Below are 16,248 nucleotides of genomic sequence, written 5' to 3'. Positions count from 1 at the left end.
AGAAAGTAAATATTATTTTTTATAAATTATTAGATTTTTCAATGGGATAAATAATAGATAGATAATACTATACTATTCTTCTTTCCAATCCTTAGGAGAACGTACTTTTTCTCTATTCATAAGATCATTAATTTGTAATGTATCAATCGTTTCATATTTCATAAGTGCATCTTTCATAGCATGTAGAATATCTATATTATTTAGTAATAACATTTTAGCACGGAGATAATTTGATTCAATTAATGCTTTTATTTCTTGATCAATAATACGAGCTGTTTCATCAGAGATATGTTTAGGTTTAGCAACTGCACGACCTAAAAAAATTTCTCCTTCTTCTTCTGCATATAAAAGCGGACCTAATTTATTAGAAAAGCCCCATTGAGTCACCATATTTCTTGCAAGAGAAGTAGCAACCTTAATATCATTTGATGAACCAGTGGAAACTCTATTAGGACCATAAATAATCTCTTCTGCTAATCTTCCACCATATAATGTTGAAATTTGACTTTCGAGTTTTTGACGACTAATACTAACTATATCATCTTTTGGTAAGAAAAAAGTAATACCTAAAGCGCGTCCACGTGGAATAATTGTAACTTTATGTACTGGATCATGTTCTGGTACTAATCTTCCAACAATTACATGTCCAGCTTCATGATAAGCCGTACACTCTTTTTGGGATTCTGTCATAACCATAGAACGTCTTTCTGTTCCCATTAAAAGTTTATCTTTAGCTTGTTCAAATTCTATCATAGATACTACTCTTTTATTATATCTTGCTGCAAAAAGTGCGGCTTCATTGACTAAATTGGCTAAATCCGCTCCAGAAAAACCGGGAGTTCCTCTTGCAATAATAGATACATCAGTATCGGAATCTAGAGGAACACGACGCATATGTACCTTTAAAATTTGTTCACGACCACGAATATCCGGAAGAGCGACAATAACTTGTCGATCAAAACGACCAGGACGAAGTAATGCGGGATCAAGAACATCTGGACGATTGGTTGCAGCAATAACAATAATTCCTTCTTTTCCTTCAAATCCATCCATTTCAACTAACATCTGATTTAAAGTTTGTTCACGTTCATCATGACCTCCTCCTAAACCTGCACCTCTTTGTCGACCAACCGCATCAATTTCATCTATAAAAATTATACATGGTGAAGATTTTTTTGCTTGTTCAAACATATCTCTGACTCGTGATGCCCCTACACCAACAAACATTTCTACAAAATCAGAACCAGAGATACTAAAAAATGGAACTTTTGCTTCTCCAGCAATAGCTTTTGCTAATAGTGTTTTTCCAGTACCAGGTGGTCCTACCATAAGCACACCCTTAGGTATTTTTCCTCCTAATTTTTGAAAACGATTAGGTTCTCTTAAATATTCCACAAGTTCACTTACTTCTTCTTTTGCTTCATCACATCCTGCAACATCTGAAAAAGTAGTAGTAATTTGATCTTCGGTTAATATACGTGCTTTACTTTTTCCAAAAGACATTGCACCTCTTCCACCTCCTTGCATTTGTCTCATAAAAAAAATCCATACTCCTATGAGTAATAACATTGGAAACCAAGATATAAAAATAGATGTTAATAAACTAGGTTCTTCTGGTGGTTCCCCTATTACCTTAACGTTTTTTGATAATAATATATCTAAAAGTTTGGCATCATTAATAGGAAGATAAGTGATATATCTACTACTATCTTTCTTTATTACAGTAATTTCACGTGCATTAATACGCGTTTCTTTAATTTGATCTTGGTTTAAGTCAGACATAAAAGTAGAATAGGATACTTTTCTACTATTTAGATTATTGTTGCCAAAATTTTGAAAAACTGACATCAGCACTGCTGCTATGATTAACCAAAGAATTAGATTCTTCGCCATATCACTCAAGGGATTAGCCTCATATTTAATTATAGGAATAATATTATATATAGAGTAAGATAAAGATTATCTTATCTTTTAAATCCTTTTGCTACAAGATATACTTCTCTTGAAGAAGATCGAGAAGCAGGTGGTTTACGTATAATTACTTTGTTAAATATAAGTTTAACCTTTTTTATATATTCATTAAATCCTTCTCCTTGAAAAATTTTCAGAAGTAAATTTCCTTCTTTTTCTAAGAGAGAATAACAAATATTTAGGGTTATATTGGCATAATTTATACTATTGGGTATATCAATAGATGAGATTCCGGTTATATTAGGAGACATATCAGACATTACCATTTGAATTTTTCTGTTATTTATTTGTTTCAATAGAATTTTTAAAAAATCATTATGAAAACAATCTACTTGTATAAACTCTACTCCTTGTAAAGGTTGCATAGGTAAAATATCGCAAGCAATAACACTACCTTTGTATGGTATGACTTTTTTTAAAGCATATTCTGACCATCCTCCAGGAGCAGAACCAAGATCGATTATATGCATACCCTTATTAAAAATATTATCAGTTTTTTGTATTTGATCTAATTTAAACCAAGCGCGAGATCTTATTTTTCTTTTGTATTTTTGTTTAATATATATATCTTTAAAATGTTGTCTTAACCAAATTTTATTCATCTAATGATTTTATAATAATCTAATAGAATGTTGTATCTATAATAATAAAATAATAAAATATAATTAACAATTATAATTAATTATTCTTATAAATACTCTATTTTCAATATTTTATATGTTATTTTTCCACTTGGGGTAGTAATGACGACACATTCTCCTAGTTTTTTTCCTATTAGACCTCTTGCTAAAGGCGAATTAATAGAAATTAAATGTTGTTTTAAATCGGCTTCATCATTTCCAACAATACGATAAGTTTTTTTATCTCCACTATATAAATTTTTAATACTAATAGTAGTACCAAAAACTATTCTATTACTAGGAGGAATTTTGGTAATATCAATAACTTGAGCATGTGATAATTTATTTTCTATTTCTTTTATACGATTTTCACAAAATATTTGCTGTTCTCGAGCAGCATGATATTCAGCATTTTCTTTTAGATCACCATGTTTTCTTGCTTCTGCTATATTTTTAATAATCTCTGGTCTACGAATATCTCTTAAAAAAAGAAGTTCTTCTCTTAATTTTTCTAAACCTCTAACAGTCATAGGAATTTGATTCATTAATATTATACTCCTCCATAGAACTATTATTTTGAAAATAGTATTTGATTTATAAATGTTATTCTTTATAGAGAAAATTAGATTAGATGTGAAGTAATCGATAAAAATTTTTTTAAATTATTAAATAGAAAAATTTCTATTAGAAAAATTTATTTATTAATTTTCTTACATTAATGTCATTATTTTATAATGATTTTAATTTATAATATATTAAATATTTTATAATTTAGTAGTATTATAATCATTACCTAATATTTTATTTATAAAAAAATTATTCAAATAAATATAAAAAATATTAATATTTGATAATTTTCTTAAATTAGAATTTTTTGAGTAGAAGAAAAGAAGAGGAAAATATGAATTTACTTTTTTCTAACATTATAACAACAGAAAATAGTTCTCTTAATTATACCTCACAAGGGAATCCTTATTCCTTTATAATTATATTAATCATTTTTGGATTAATTTTTTATTTTATGATTTTTCGTCCACAACAAAAAAGAAATAAAGATCATAAAAAACTTATTCAATCTATTTCTAAAGGAGATGAAATATTAACTGCAGGTGGATTAATAGGACGTGTTACTAAGATAATAGAAAATAATTATATTATTCTTTCTCTTAATGAAAATAATGAGGTTATAATTAAACGCGATTTTATCGTAACAGTTTTACCAAAAGGAACAATGAAAACTTTATAAAATCGACTATTGAAAATAAATGGATAAAAAATGAAATTTTCTAAAATGCATGGCCTTGGTAATGACTTTATGATTGTAGAATCTATAACACAAAATATAAATATTTCCACTCCAATCATAAAAAAATTATCAAATAGACACTACGGTATAGGATTTGATCAATTATTAATTGTAGAACATTCCTATGAAAAAAATATAGATTTTCATTATCGCATTTTTAATGCAGATGGAACAGAAACTTTTCAATGTGGTAATGGTGCACGTTGTTTTGCTCATTTTGTTAAAATGAAAAATTTAACAAATAAAGAGAAGATTTATGTTAGTACTAAAAATAGATGTATGTTATTAAGTATTCTTGACAAGAATCTTATATGTGTTGATATGGGTGAACCTGATTTTAATCCTCAAGACATTTCTTTTGTATCTAATAAACATCAAAATGAATATAAGATACCTATTAATAATCAAATCATATCATGTGGTATAGTTTCAGTCGGAAATCCTCATTGTGTTATAGTAGTAGAAGAAGATTGGAAAAATATTCCAATAGATACTATCGGTCCACAAATAGAAAAACATTCCTACTTTCCTAATAAAATAAATGTCAATTTTATGCAAATTATTAATCGAAAATATATTCGACTTCGAGTATATGAACGTGGTACGGGAGAGACACAGGCTTGTGGAAGTGGAGCATGTGCTTCCGTTGCAATAGGTATTCAACAAGGATTATTAGATTCAGAAGTAACAGTAGAACTTCTTGGAGGAAAATTAACTATATTTTGGAAAGGGAAACATCAACCTATTTATATGACAGGTCCATCTGTTCATGTATATGATGGATTTATTAATTTATAAAAATTGGATATTTATCAGTATTGTTTTTCAAGCAATATCCCTTCATTCCAAAGGCGATTAAATTCTTTTTTATATTTTTTAGCAATATCGGGTTTATTTTTAATAAAAATAATATTTTCTGCATTTCGATAAACGGCATTACGCGTATAATTAAAAGAACCAGTTTGTATAGACGTATCATCAATGATCATAAATTTATTATGCATAATAAGATAACAATCATTCAATTTGACAGATATATTTTGGTTGGATAAAAAATTTACAGCAGTATATTTTCCACTATTTGCTTTCTTGTCTGCTACAATTCTTACTTTAATACCACGTTTGTATGCATCAACTAATGCAATACTTATTGGTTTACTAGTAAAAGAATAGGCTGCCACATCAATCGATGTGGTAGCTTTCTCAATTGCATTCAATATAAGTTCTTTAGCAGAGTCACCAGGGGAAAAAGCCACATCAATATCAATAATATTAGCAGCATTAATGTTATTAATAGAAAAAAGCAAAAGAAGATATAATAATATTAAATTACTTTTTGTTCTTTGCTTCCTATTTATATTATCTTTATTATAATTCTTTAACAAGATTCTCACCAATTATTTAATAATTATTTACTCTCTCTTATTCTAAAAAGAAAAGCCTTCAAAAACAATTTTTTAATTAAAAATTTTTATCTTTAAATTAAAGAGAATGAAAAATTGAGATTGACTCTAATAAAAATACATTACATAATAATATCAACTTAGGCTACGTAGCTCAGATGGTTAGAGCACAGCACTCATAATGCTGGGGTCACAGGTTCAAATCCCGTCGTAGCCACTACAATAAATCAAGTGTTGCGGGGATGGCGAAATATGGTAGACGCACCAGATTTAGGTTCTGGCACTTTTTTATGCGAGTTCGAATCTCGCTCCCCGCAGTAGTAAAAAATAATTGGGGTATAGCCAAGTGGTAAGGCAGCGGGTTTTGATCCCGCCATCCCAGGTTCAAATCCTGGTACCCCAGTATAAATCTCAATCAAAAAAATCAGCTATTACATTCGATCAACTACTTGTATTCCTAACAGATTTAAACCATGTTCTAATATTCGAGCAGTAAGTAATGCAATTTGCAAACGACTATAAAATAAAGATTTACTCTTTGCTTCAATAATTGAACATTCTTCATAAAATGAAGAGAATAAAACAGATAATCTATATAAATAAGTACATAATATGTGTGGCATTCCTAAATCAGCTACATTAGTAATAGTTTCTTCATATTGAAGAAGACATATTGCCAGTTGTCTTTCTATATTAGATTCTAATTTTATTTCTTCTTTAATTTCCTCTATATGATTAAGAAAATTCTTATAAGAATAACCAGTCTTGTTAAAAATAGACATTATACGGGTATAAGCATATTGTATATATGGAGCTGTATTTCCTTCAAATTTTAACATTTGATCCCAATCAAATACATAATCTGTGGTTCTACATTTAGATAAATCTGCGTATTTTACTGATCCTATTCCTATCACTCTTGCTAAATGCTCAATTTCACTTCTATCTGTAATAGATGTAGTAATTTTATTACTGATAACATTATGTGCTCGTTTAATAGCTTCATCTAACAATGAATTTAGCTTAATAGTCTCACCAGAACGAGTTTTTAATGGTTTACCATCTTTACCTAAAACCATACCAAACATATGATGTTCTAATGAAACAGAATCTGGAATATAACCAGCCTTACGAGCAATAGTCCATGCTTGCATTAAATGTTGATGTTGACGTGAATCAATATAATAAAGAATTCTATCAGCTTTTAATTTATCACATCGATATTTAGCACAAGCAATATCAGTGGTAGTATATAAATATGCTCCATCCTTTTTTTGAATAACAACTCCCATAGGTTGATTATTTTTATTCTTAAATTCCTCTAGTAAAACGATGATAGCATTCTTATCTTGTATAGCTAACCCTTTTTTTTTGAGATCTGATATAATATCAGGTAACATATCCTGATATAGACTTTCACCCATAATGTCATTGTAACTTAATGTTACATTCAGTTTGTTATAAATTATTTGGTTTTGTTTCATAGTAATATCTACTAATTTTTTCCAAATATGTCTACAATATTTATCACCATGTTGAAGTTTTACTACATACTCTCTAGCACGTTTTGTGAAATCAGAATGTTGATCGTATTTTTTTTTAGCCTCGCGATAGAAGGATTCTAAATTAGTAATACAAATTTCCTGATTAGAATATTGCTTCTCTTCCAAATAAGCAATAAGCATACCAAATTGAGTTCCCCAATCTCCTATATGATTTACACGAATTACATTATGGCCTAAAAATTCTAACAATCTTACTATAGCATCTCCAATAATAGTTGATCTCATATGTCCAACATGCATTTCTTTAGCAATATTAGGAGAAGAGTAATCTACAATGATATTTTGTGGTTTTACTAATGATATATCTAATCGTTTCGATGACAGAGTATTAAAAAGTTGTGCAGATAACCATTCTGTATTTAAAAAAATATTAATAAATCCTGAATTAGAAATTTCTACTTTTTCAAAAATATTTTCTTTGTTAAGAATATCAACAATTTTTTTTGCTAATTGATAGAAAGATATATCTATTTTTTTTGTAATATTTATTATTCCATTAATTTGATAATCACCAAAATCACTTTTTTTAGATCGTTTAATATATATTTTATGTCTTTCACTAGAAAGATTTTTATCAACAATCATTGACAAAGTTTTATATATCTTTTTTGATAACAAAGATTGAATATTCAAAATCTATACCCACAATTTAATTAATAATCAAAATTAAAGATACCATAATTAGTGATACTATTGTATCAAATTAAATTAATACTTTTTTGCTTCTTGATTTTATCAATCAGGAAAAAAGAATTATTAAGGCAAATATTTTTTAAATGTGTTTCGTTACCGTTCAATATATCGATTTCACTATTTTATTAAAATAGAATGTTATTTATTACTCATAAATAACATTTTCATTTCTATAAAAATTACTTAATCATTCTTAATTAAGATAAATATATGATATATTGAAAAGCACTCTATAAAATTAATAAATTTATTTTCAAAAAAATAAAGTTCTTCTTAATTAGTACAAGATTCTCCTTGTTGAGAATACTTCTTAAGTATGAAACATTTATTTTTTCTCAAAAGAATATTAATAAAAGTTTTCTAAAAAATTTTATTTATTTGCCATTATCTTATATAGACATCAATTTTACTAAATCTATGAATTCTACTAAATATTATTGAGAAAAATATGGAAATAGTTAGAAAAAACAGCTTAGAAGAAATTAATAATACTATTCCTGTTCCTTCTGGTAAAGAAAGCTTTATAAAAAAACTCTTTGCTTTTTCTGGACCAGGAGCATTAGTAGCCGTTGGTTATATGGATCCTGGCAATTGGATTACTTCTATTCAAGGAGGAGCTTTATATGGATATTTACTTCTATCAGTAATATTAATATCAAGTCTAATTGCGATGTTACTACAAATGATGTGTGCTAAATTAGGTATCGTGACTGGAATGGATTTAGCACAAGCAACCAAAACATTAGTAGGAAGAAAAACTGCTTTTATATTATGGATTACTACTGAACTAGCTATTATTGCTACAGAAATTGCGGAAGTGATTGGTAGTGCAATAGCACTTAATTTATTATTTCAAATTCCTCTTTTACTTGGAGTTATTATTACCGCATTAGACGTATTTTTATTATTAGCTTTAATAAAATTTGGAATTCGAAAAATAGAAGCATTAGCATTTATACTGACAGTAACTATTTTTATTATTTTTGCATATGAAGTTGCTCTTGCTAATCCTGATCTATTACTTATTATGCGATCATTCTTACCTAAATATGATATTTTAAATGCTCATGTAGAAGGAGGAGATTCCGCTTTTTTTATTGCTTTAGGAGTAGTTGGTGCTACAGTAATGCCACATAATTTATATTTACATTCATCGATAGTTCAGTCTAGACAATATAATCGTAATGATTGGTATGCATTAAAAGAGGCTATACGTTATGCCACTATTGATTCTAATATCCAATTAAGTTTTTCTTTTATTATTAATTGTTTACTTTTAGGTTTAGGTGCTACCCTTTTCTTTGGAAAAAATCCAGATGATATTGGAAGATTTGCACAATTATATGAAGCTTTAAAAGATCATAATATGGTAGGAACAATTGCTAGCTCTACTTTAGCAACACTATTTGCAGTTGCTTTGCTAGCATCAGGACAGAATGCAACCATTACTGGGACTCTTACAGGACAAGTTGTAATGGAAGGATTTGTGAATTTTAAATTACCTTTATGGCAACGTAGAATAATTACTAGAATGATTGCAATTCTTCCAGTTTTAGCTTGTATTTATCTATGGGGGCATAATGGAGATGTAGTAGAAAAATTGTTAGTTTATACTCAGGTATTTTTAAGTATTGCTTTACCTGTTTCAATGATTCCTTTATTATATTTAACATCCTCCAAGAAGACAATGGGTATTTTCGTCAATTGTAAATTATTTATTATATTAGGTTGGTTAGCTACAGTACTCTTAATTATACTTAATATTCAGTTAATTTTTGAAACACTATATACATCTTCACGTCATATTTAATTACGTTTTTTTTAATTAAACTTTAATTGGGGAAGTAAACGTTTGACTTCTAATAGATATTCTAATCGCTCATTTCCCGATAGACTATCTCTATGAGAGGGTAATGGAGTAGTAATAGGATTAACTGCTTTTTGATTAATCCAAAGTTCAAAGTGAAGATGAGGTCCTGTTGATCTACCCGTATTTCCTGATAACGCAATACAATCTCCTCTTTTTACTATTTGTCCTGGTTTAACTAAGAATTTTTTAAGATGCATATAGCGTGTCATATATTGATGATCATGATGGATAGTAATATATTTACCGGCCGCATAATCGTTACCAACTGCCACAACTTTACCATCTCCAACAGTTAGCACTGCGGTCCCAATAGGTACCGCTAAATCTACACCCCTATGAGGTGCAATACAACCAGTAATAGGATTATACCGATTTAGATTAAAATTAGAAGTAATATAAGTTTTTTTTAGTATAGGATAACGCATAAATCCATATGAGGATTTTATAGCATCACAGTTATAAAAATTGCCATTCTTAGCTCGAAAAGCATAATAATCTTTTTTTCCAGTATGTAAACGTATTCCAATTAAAGTATTTTTAGTATTTTTTCCATTAATAAATTCTTTCTCTATTAAGATGGAGAAGGGATCTCCCTTATGTAATTTATTTAAATTTAATTGCCATTCTAATGCTTTTATTATTGTATAAATATCATGTTTAGTTAAACCCATATTTTTAACACTAGTAATAAAATTACTTCTTAGCCTACCATTAATAATGACATTACGTTTAAAATGATTTTGTGATACATAATTATTTTGTAAAATATTATCACAATAGTCTCGATAATCATTGGCCCTTATTCTTGAAAAAGAATGATTAGAATAATAATCTATTTGATAGGTATTAAAATTTTTAGAGTAAAATCTCTCTAAGAAAAAATAATAGTGATGCCATAATGTATTACCAGTAGCAGAATAAGTATTACAATTCCAAATGAAGATAGTAACCAATCCTAATAATAGGAATATTTTATAATGTTTATATAATAAAAATTCGACTCTTTGCAGCACTTATCATTGTCCTTATTAGTTCTTAATCATCTATTTTCTCCAAACAGTTTATATATTGATTAGATATTCTCTCTAAAAAATTAGAATAACTTTTTTTGCTTAAAGGAACATTTGTTCCTAATGGATCTAATAAACCAATATATACTTTGTTAGCAAAAAATATAGTTTTTATAACAGTACATTTAAATTGTGGTTCCATAAAAATACAAGTAGATTTTCTTTCCATAATTTTAGATCTAATATTATGTATAGTTTTAGCTCCTGGATGGATATTAGGATCAAAGGTAAAATATCCTAAAGGTTTTAATCCATAATGCTCTTCAAAATATCTATAAGCATCATGAAATACATAGTAACCTTTATCTTTTACGTGTGAAAGAGATAAAGATATTTTTCTATCTGTCTCTGATAAAATAGACTGAAATATGATTAAATTCTCATCTAATTTTTTCTTATGATTAGGGAATAAAAGAAGAAGACGATTATAAATTTCTATTGCAACACAATTCGCAATCTTAGGAGAAAGCCAAATATGCATATTTACTTGATGTTTATTAATACCGTTTTTATTTTTTTTAAGAAAGATATCTCTTGATTTATTCTCTTCAGAACGTTGATGTAACGGCATTAAAATACTATTATTTTTATTATGTATAAATTTTCTACTATCCACTAACAATGGTATAATAGTAGATACTTTTGATAAAGTAATTATTTCTCTATTTTTTAGAGAAGATATAGGTGAAGATAGAAAACTTTCCATCTCTGGTCCAATCCAAACCAAAATACTAGCTTTTTTCATACGTATTAAGTCTGATGGCCTTAATGTATAATCATGAGGAGAGGCCCCATTGGGAAGTAATATCTCCACTGGCATCACACCTTCTGCAATTGCGGATGCAATAAAACCCAATGGTCGAATTGAAGTAATAACAGTCGCATGAACTATAGAATTACCGATTAAGAGGAAAAAGATAAAAAATTTTATAAAAAAATCAAAAAAATAAAAATACAAAAAATATTTTTTTTTCATTAAAATGATTTATTCAAAATAAATAAGATAATTATATTATAATATCTTTATAAAAATTATAAAATGGATGAGATTAATTTATGAATATAGATAATCTAATTATTCTTAGAGAAATTTCATTATTTTTGGAAAAGAAACAAATTCTAAAAAACATTTCACTTATTTTAAATAAAGGAAAAATTACTACTTTATTAGGGCCTAATGGTTCAGGTAAATCTACACTAGTACGTGTTATATTAGGTTTAATTAAACCTAGTACTGGTATCATTCAATGTAAAAATAAATTAAGAATTGGATACGTTCCACAAAAAATTCATCTTAATTCAACTTTTCCTCTTACAGTAGAACGTTTTATGCGACTTCGTCCAACAGTAAAAAAAAATGATATACCTCAATCTCTTAAATATGTGGAATCTGAACATTTAATAAATAAATCAATGCATATACTTTCAGGAGGTGAAATGCAGCGGGTCTTATTATCTCGCGCATTACTAAATCAACCACAATTACTTGTATTAGACGAACCAACTCAAGGAATGGACATTAATGGACAATTACATTTATATGATTTAATTGATAAAATACGCAATATTTTTAATTGTGGGATACTTATGGTCTCTCATGATTTACATTTAGTTATGGCTAAAACGGATGATGTAATTTGTCTCAATCATCACATTTGTTGTTCTGGTACACCAGAGAAGGTCTCAGAACATCCTAGTTTTATAGAAATGTTCCATAAACATAGTGATGATACTCCTAAGCAATTAGCAATTTATTATCATCGTCATACTTAAAGAAAAAAGCCTAGTGAAATAAAAGTGCTTTATCATAAATAAGGATTCTTCATCGTGATGGATTTATTACTACCCAGTTGGTTAGTTGGTGTGCTCTTAGCCTGCGCTGCCGGTCCACTCGGATCTTTTATTGTTTGGCAAAAAATGTCTTATTTCGGTGATGCTCTTGCTCATACCTCTCTACTTGGAGGAGTTTGTGGTATTTTACTAAATGTTAATCCATTTTATACTATTATTATAATTAGTATATTACTAGCATTAGGACTCATTTGGTTAGAAAGTTATCCTCAATTATCTATTGATACTATATTAGGTATTATGGCTCATAGTGCACTATCATTAGGTCTCATTATATCGAGTTTAATGAAGGATTATGGTATAAAAATAGATTTATTATCATATCTATTTGGAGATTTATTAATTGTCACTAAAGAAGATATTTATATATTAAGTATTATTGTATTCATAGTGCTATTCTTAATCATTTGGAAATGGCGTGCATTATTATCAATAACTATTAGTTCAGAATTGCCGCATGTAGATGGAATACGATTAAAACAAATAAAACTTTTATTAGTGATTATAATCTCTCTAATAATAGGAATAGCTACAAAGTTTGTAGGGGCATTACTTATTACATCATTACTCATTATTCCAGCTGCTACCGCTAGACGTTTTTCTAAAAGTCCAGAACAAATGGCAATTTTATCTATTATTACTGGTATATGCTCTGTTACTGGCGGTCTAGTATTTACAGCACGTTATGATACTCCCGCTGGTCCGTCTATAGTATTCTGTGCATCGTTATTATTCTTATTGAGTTTATTTATTAAATCTCGTATATAAATTATTTATTTATTTATGTATACGACGAATATGACAATGTGTAATTGCAATAGCTAATGCATCAGCCGCATCTGTACTCGGATTTTTTTTTAAACGTAGTAAAATACGTACCATATTTTGTACATGATTCTTTTCTGCAGAACCGATTCCTACGACTATCTGTTTTACTTGTTTAGTAGCATATTCAAATATTGGTAATCCATGATTTATTGCCGCTAAAATAGCTACACCTTGTGCTTGTCCGAGTTTAATTGCAGAATTGGCATTCTTGGCCATAAACACTTTTTCAATAACAAAACAATCTGGCTTAAAATCGTTAATAATTTTCATCATATCACTATAAATTTTTCTTAATCGATGGGGAAAATCAGAGACATTTGTTCTAATACAACCACTATCTAAATAACCAAATTTTTTCTGTTCATGAGAGATAATTCCATATCCCGTAATTCGGGAACCTGGATCCACACCAATAATAATTGTCATATATTTCTCATCATATTAAGGAAGAATATTTTCACATTATATAATAAATACCGTTGTGAAAAATATTTTTTATATCATCATTTTTTTCTAACAAACCAATTAGTTTTATGAGTTCATTAGTATTATCTTGATTTAATCTGATTCCTGTTATAGGGAGATATACTATCTTAGAAGATACTTCTATGAATCCATTTTGATTCAATCTACTACTAATAGAACCAAATAATTCTAATGTAGTATAAATATCAATAGATCCATTATCATGGATATTGATATCATCCGCTCCAAACTCTATAGCATAATTTAACATTCTATCTTTATCTACTCCGGGAGCAACAAAAGACAACATACCTTTCTTTTGGAAGAGATAAGAAACTGAACCTTTGACTCCTAAACTGCAACCTATCTTATTAAGTATATAACGTATTTCTGAGGTTGTTCGATTGCGATTATTACTAATACAGTTTATTATCAAAGCTGTACCACCAGGACCATAGCCTTCGTATACAATATTTTCCATTTCTTTTAAAGATTGCTCTCCAACTCCACGATTGAGTACTCTGTTGATAGTATCTCTTGTCATATTATTAGATAAAGCCTTATTAATTATTGTACGAAGCCGTGGATTAGTGTTAGTATCTGCTCCTCCTAATTTCACTGTGGTTACTAATTCCTGAATAAGCTTAGTAAATATCTTACCACGTCTAGAATCTTGAAGAGCCTTACGATGTTTAGTATTAGCCCATTTACTATGACCTGACATAGATAGAATCTCCTTTCAACCTTTCAATATTATTTGGTTCAATCTTCTCTTTCCTGTAAAGAGAAGAATAACATTCTTTTTTCATTATAATAATTTGTTTAATTAATTCTTATTCGATAGGAAAGATCTTCTAATATATTAGAAGCAATCTTAGTTGGAGCACCTGTCATTAAATCTGCTGCAGCAGTAGTTTTGGGAAAAGCAATGACATCGCGGATATTATCCGTTCCTGTTAATAACATAACTAATCTATCTAAACCTAGAGCTACTCCTCCATGTGGAGGAGTACCGTATTTCAAAGCATCAAGCATAAATCCAAATTGCTCTTTTTGTGCATTTTGATCCAAACCGAGTAGATTAAATATAGATTGTTGCATTTGACTACAATGAATACGAATGGAACCTCCTCCTATTTCATATCCATTCATTACTATATCATACGCATCTGCAATGGCTCTTAATGGATTCTTTAAGAATGAAGACTTATAATTTAAATGAGGAGCAGTGAAAGGATGATGTACTGATTTCAAAGTATTATTTTCCCCTTTTTCAAACATTGGAAAATCAATTACCCAAAGAGGAATATAACGATGATATTCTATCACATTTAAATCTTGACCAATTTTATTACGTAACATCCCTAATATATTGGAAGAAAAATTTTTATGATGGAGAATGAACAAATACTCATCTTTTTCTCTGGATTTATTATAAAATATTTTATCTCTTAATTCATGGATTAATGTCATACTATCTTGAGTAATTTGTTGAATTTTACAATGTTCCCAATTCAATTGTCTTAATTGACACTGATCTTTTATATACATCTGATATGCTTCTATTTTTTGTGGTGTCAATTTTATAAAAAAATCAGCAGGGATATGAAAGGCAGATATCCTATATTCTTCATCAAAAGATGGAAATAAACGACGCTTTTCTTCTTGTTGTAACATATTGGTTATTTCTGTAATCTCTATGGGATTACGTAAATCAGGTTTTGAAGATCCAAAACGAGTTACTGCTTCAGTATAAGTCATTTCATGAAACGTTCCTAAGTCTACCTTTTTGATATGCCACCATAAATTTCTTATTAATTTTTCTGTTATTTGACGTATTTGATGAGCATTCATAAAAGAAGCTTCGATATCAATTTGAGTAAATTCCGGTTGACGATCAGCACGTAATTCCTCATCACGAAAACATTTGACAATCTGATAATAACGATCGAATCCGGCTATCATAAGAAGTTGCTTAAATATCTGTGGAGATTGAGGTAAGACATAAAATTTTCCTTTATATTTACGACTAGGTACTAAATAATCACGTGCTCCTTCAGGAGTAAATTTCGTTAAAAAAGGAGTTTCAATATTTATAAACCCTTCATGCTCCATAAAACGATGAATAAAACTAGTAATCTTTGCGCGTGTTCTGATTCTATCAATCATTTCAGGACAACGAAGATATAAATAACGAAATTTTAATCTCTGTTCTTCTGTATGATTCTGATCATTACAATCAAGAGGTAATGGATCAGAATCACTTAATATTACTATCTCACTCGCTATAACTTCTATCTCTCCAGTCGACATACAATTATTTATTTGTTTCAATGGACGTTTTTGAACGATTCCTATAATTTTTATACAGAATCCATTTCTGATCTTATTAACAATATTAAAAAGTAGATTATTCTTAATCGATACTTGTACTATCCCTTCTCTATCACGTAAATCAATAAAAAATAAACGTCCCAAATTACGTATTTTATTAACCCATCCGTATAGAATGACTTTTTGATTAATATGAGTGATATTTAGTTGACCACAATATATACGCATTATTCAAATTCCCTTCCATACTAAAATTTTTAATATAATCAAAT

14 protein-coding genes, 3 tRNA genes and 1 pseudogene are annotated in these 16,248 nt (G+C 28.5%); 8 read left to right on the top strand and 10 right to left on the bottom strand.

Features of this window, described 5'->3' with window-relative positions; translation table 11 throughout:
- Positions 1 to 78: 78 nt before the first annotated feature.
- From ftsH to greA, 3 genes and pseudogenes are all read right to left on the bottom strand, one after another.
- Positions 79 to 1,902 (bottom strand): annotated as a pseudogene (ftsH, locus tag KEC37_RS02310) (ATP-dependent zinc metalloprotease FtsH); the annotation flags it as partial.
- 62 nt (positions 1,903 to 1,964) lie between these two features.
- Entirely contained in the window at positions 1,965 to 2,573 is a 609-nt protein-coding gene (locus KEC37_RS02305) for an RlmE family RNA methyltransferase (RefSeq protein WP_223139528.1), read from the bottom strand.
- 86 nt (positions 2,574 to 2,659) lie between these two features.
- Entirely contained in the window at positions 2,660 to 3,136 is a 477-nt protein-coding gene (greA, locus tag KEC37_RS02300) for a transcription elongation factor GreA (protein ID WP_223138530.1), read from the bottom strand.
- Positions 3,137 to 3,492: 356 nt separating this feature from the next.
- On the opposite strand from greA, the gene yajC reads away from it, so the two are divergent.
- Both yajC and dapF read left to right on the top strand, forming a co-directional pair.
- Positions 3,493 to 3,837: a preprotein translocase subunit YajC gene (gene yajC / locus KEC37_RS02295; RefSeq protein ID WP_223139527.1), complete on the top strand. Its 345-nt coding sequence runs from the start codon at positions 3,493 to 3,495 to the stop codon at positions 3,835 to 3,837.
- Positions 3,838 to 3,867: 30 nt separating this feature from the next.
- On the top strand, positions 3,868 to 4,695 hold the full coding sequence (gene dapF, locus KEC37_RS02290; RefSeq protein WP_223139526.1) for a diaminopimelate epimerase: 828 nt from the start codon (positions 3,868 to 3,870) through the stop codon (positions 4,693 to 4,695).
- Between the two features lie 14 nt (positions 4,696 to 4,709).
- Here the strand turns inward: dapF and KEC37_RS02285 are convergent, their stop codons facing one another.
- Positions 4,710 to 5,222, bottom strand: coding sequence for a phospholipase D family nuclease (locus tag KEC37_RS02285; RefSeq protein ID WP_223139804.1), 513 nt, complete (start codon positions 5,220 to 5,222; stop codon positions 4,710 to 4,712).
- Between the two features lie 221 nt (positions 5,223 to 5,443).
- Between KEC37_RS02285 and KEC37_RS02280 the strand changes: the two genes are divergently transcribed.
- From KEC37_RS02280 to KEC37_RS02270, 3 genes are all read left to right on the top strand, one after another.
- Positions 5,444 to 5,517, top strand: a tRNA-Met gene (locus KEC37_RS02280).
- Positions 5,518 to 5,536: 19 nt separating this feature from the next.
- Positions 5,537 to 5,617 (top strand) — tRNA-Leu (locus tag KEC37_RS02275).
- Positions 5,618 to 5,632: 15 nt separating this feature from the next.
- Positions 5,633 to 5,703, top strand: a tRNA-Gln gene (locus KEC37_RS02270).
- Between the two features lie 28 nt (positions 5,704 to 5,731).
- Here the strand turns inward: KEC37_RS02270 and argS are convergent.
- The gene (argS, locus tag KEC37_RS02265; protein ID WP_223139525.1) at positions 5,732 to 7,498 is read right to left on the bottom strand and encodes an arginine--tRNA ligase; all 1,767 of its coding nucleotides are present in this window, start codon (positions 7,496 to 7,498) and stop codon (positions 5,732 to 5,734) included.
- 508 nt (positions 7,499 to 8,006) lie between these two features.
- Here argS and KEC37_RS02260 point away from each other — a divergent pair.
- Positions 8,007 to 9,368: an Nramp family divalent metal transporter gene (locus tag KEC37_RS02260; protein WP_223138526.1), complete on the top strand. Its 1,362-nt coding sequence runs from the start codon at positions 8,007 to 8,009 to the stop codon at positions 9,366 to 9,368.
- Positions 9,369 to 9,379: 11 nt separating this feature from the next.
- Here KEC37_RS02260 and mepM read toward each other — a convergent pair whose 3' ends face one another.
- On the bottom strand, positions 9,380 to 10,441 hold the full coding sequence (gene mepM, locus KEC37_RS02255; RefSeq protein ID WP_223139524.1) for a murein DD-endopeptidase MepM: 1,062 nt from the start codon (positions 10,439 to 10,441) through the stop codon (positions 9,380 to 9,382).
- Positions 10,442 to 10,463: 22 nt separating this feature from the next.
- Complete coding sequence (znuA, locus tag KEC37_RS02250; RefSeq protein ID WP_223139523.1) at positions 10,464 to 11,474, bottom strand: zinc ABC transporter substrate-binding protein ZnuA; 1,011 nt, start codon at positions 11,472 to 11,474, stop codon at positions 10,464 to 10,466.
- An 86-nt stretch (positions 11,475 to 11,560) separates the two neighbouring features.
- Between znuA and znuC the strand changes: the two genes are divergently transcribed.
- A complete protein-coding gene (gene znuC, locus KEC37_RS02245) occupies positions 11,561 to 12,271 on the top strand; it encodes a zinc ABC transporter ATP-binding protein ZnuC (RefSeq protein WP_223139803.1) in 711 nt (236 codons plus the stop codon).
- A gap of 54 nt (positions 12,272 to 12,325) precedes the next feature.
- The gene (gene znuB, locus KEC37_RS02240; protein WP_223139033.1) at positions 12,326 to 13,117 is read left to right on the top strand and encodes a zinc ABC transporter permease subunit ZnuB; all 792 of its coding nucleotides are present in this window, start codon (positions 12,326 to 12,328) and stop codon (positions 13,115 to 13,117) included.
- A 9-nt stretch (positions 13,118 to 13,126) separates the two neighbouring features.
- Here the strand turns inward: znuB and ruvC are convergent, their stop codons facing one another.
- The 3 genes from ruvC to aspS all read right to left on the bottom strand — a co-directional run bounded on the left by ruvC (position 13,127) and on the right by aspS (position 16,204).
- Complete coding sequence (gene ruvC, locus KEC37_RS02235; protein ID WP_223138522.1) at positions 13,127 to 13,603, bottom strand: crossover junction endodeoxyribonuclease RuvC; 477 nt, start codon at positions 13,601 to 13,603, stop codon at positions 13,127 to 13,129.
- A gap of 31 nt (positions 13,604 to 13,634) precedes the next feature.
- Complete coding sequence (locus KEC37_RS02230; protein WP_223138912.1) at positions 13,635 to 14,366, bottom strand: YebC/PmpR family DNA-binding transcriptional regulator; 732 nt, start codon at positions 14,364 to 14,366, stop codon at positions 13,635 to 13,637.
- Between the two features lie 98 nt (positions 14,367 to 14,464).
- The gene (gene aspS / locus KEC37_RS02225; RefSeq protein ID WP_223139522.1) at positions 14,465 to 16,204 is read right to left on the bottom strand and encodes an aspartate--tRNA ligase; all 1,740 of its coding nucleotides are present in this window, start codon (positions 16,202 to 16,204) and stop codon (positions 14,465 to 14,467) included.
- Positions 16,205 to 16,248 lie beyond the last annotated feature (44 nt).

The organism is Candidatus Schneideria nysicola (assembly GCF_019923565.1).
Lineage (GTDB): Bacteria > Pseudomonadota > Gammaproteobacteria > Enterobacterales > Enterobacteriaceae > Schneideria > Schneideria nysicola.
The sequence above is the reverse complement of the archived record's forward strand: the minus strand, read 5'-3'. Positions and strand labels throughout refer to the sequence as shown.

Bases quoted from the DNA above. Each gene is read 5' to 3' on its own strand.
- KEC37_RS02305 (WP_223139528.1), bottom strand. From the start codon at position 2,573: ATGAATAAAATTTGGTTAAGACAACATTTTAAAGATATATATATTAAA.
- greA (WP_223138530.1), bottom strand. From the start codon at position 3,136: ATGAATCAAATTCCTATGACTGTTAGAGGTTTAGAAAAATTAAGAGAA.
- yajC (WP_223139527.1), top strand. From the start codon at position 3,493: ATGAATTTACTTTTTTCTAACATTATAACAACAGAAAATAGTTCTCTT.
- dapF (WP_223139526.1), top strand. From the start codon at position 3,868: ATGAAATTTTCTAAAATGCATGGCCTTGGTAATGACTTTATGATTGTA.
- KEC37_RS02260 (WP_223138526.1), top strand. From the start codon at position 8,007: ATGGAAATAGTTAGAAAAAACAGCTTAGAAGAAATTAATAATACTATT.
- znuA (WP_223139523.1), bottom strand. From the start codon at position 11,474: ATGAAAAAAAAATATTTTTTGTATTTTTATTTTTTTGATTTTTTTATA.
- ruvC (WP_223138522.1), bottom strand. From the start codon at position 13,603: ATGACAATTATTATTGGTGTGGATCCAGGTTCCCGAATTACGGGATAT.
- KEC37_RS02230 (WP_223138912.1), bottom strand. From the start codon at position 14,366: ATGTCAGGTCATAGTAAATGGGCTAATACTAAACATCGTAAGGCTCTT.
- aspS (WP_223139522.1), bottom strand. From the start codon at position 16,204: ATGCGTATATATTGTGGTCAACTAAATATCACTCATATTAATCAAAAA.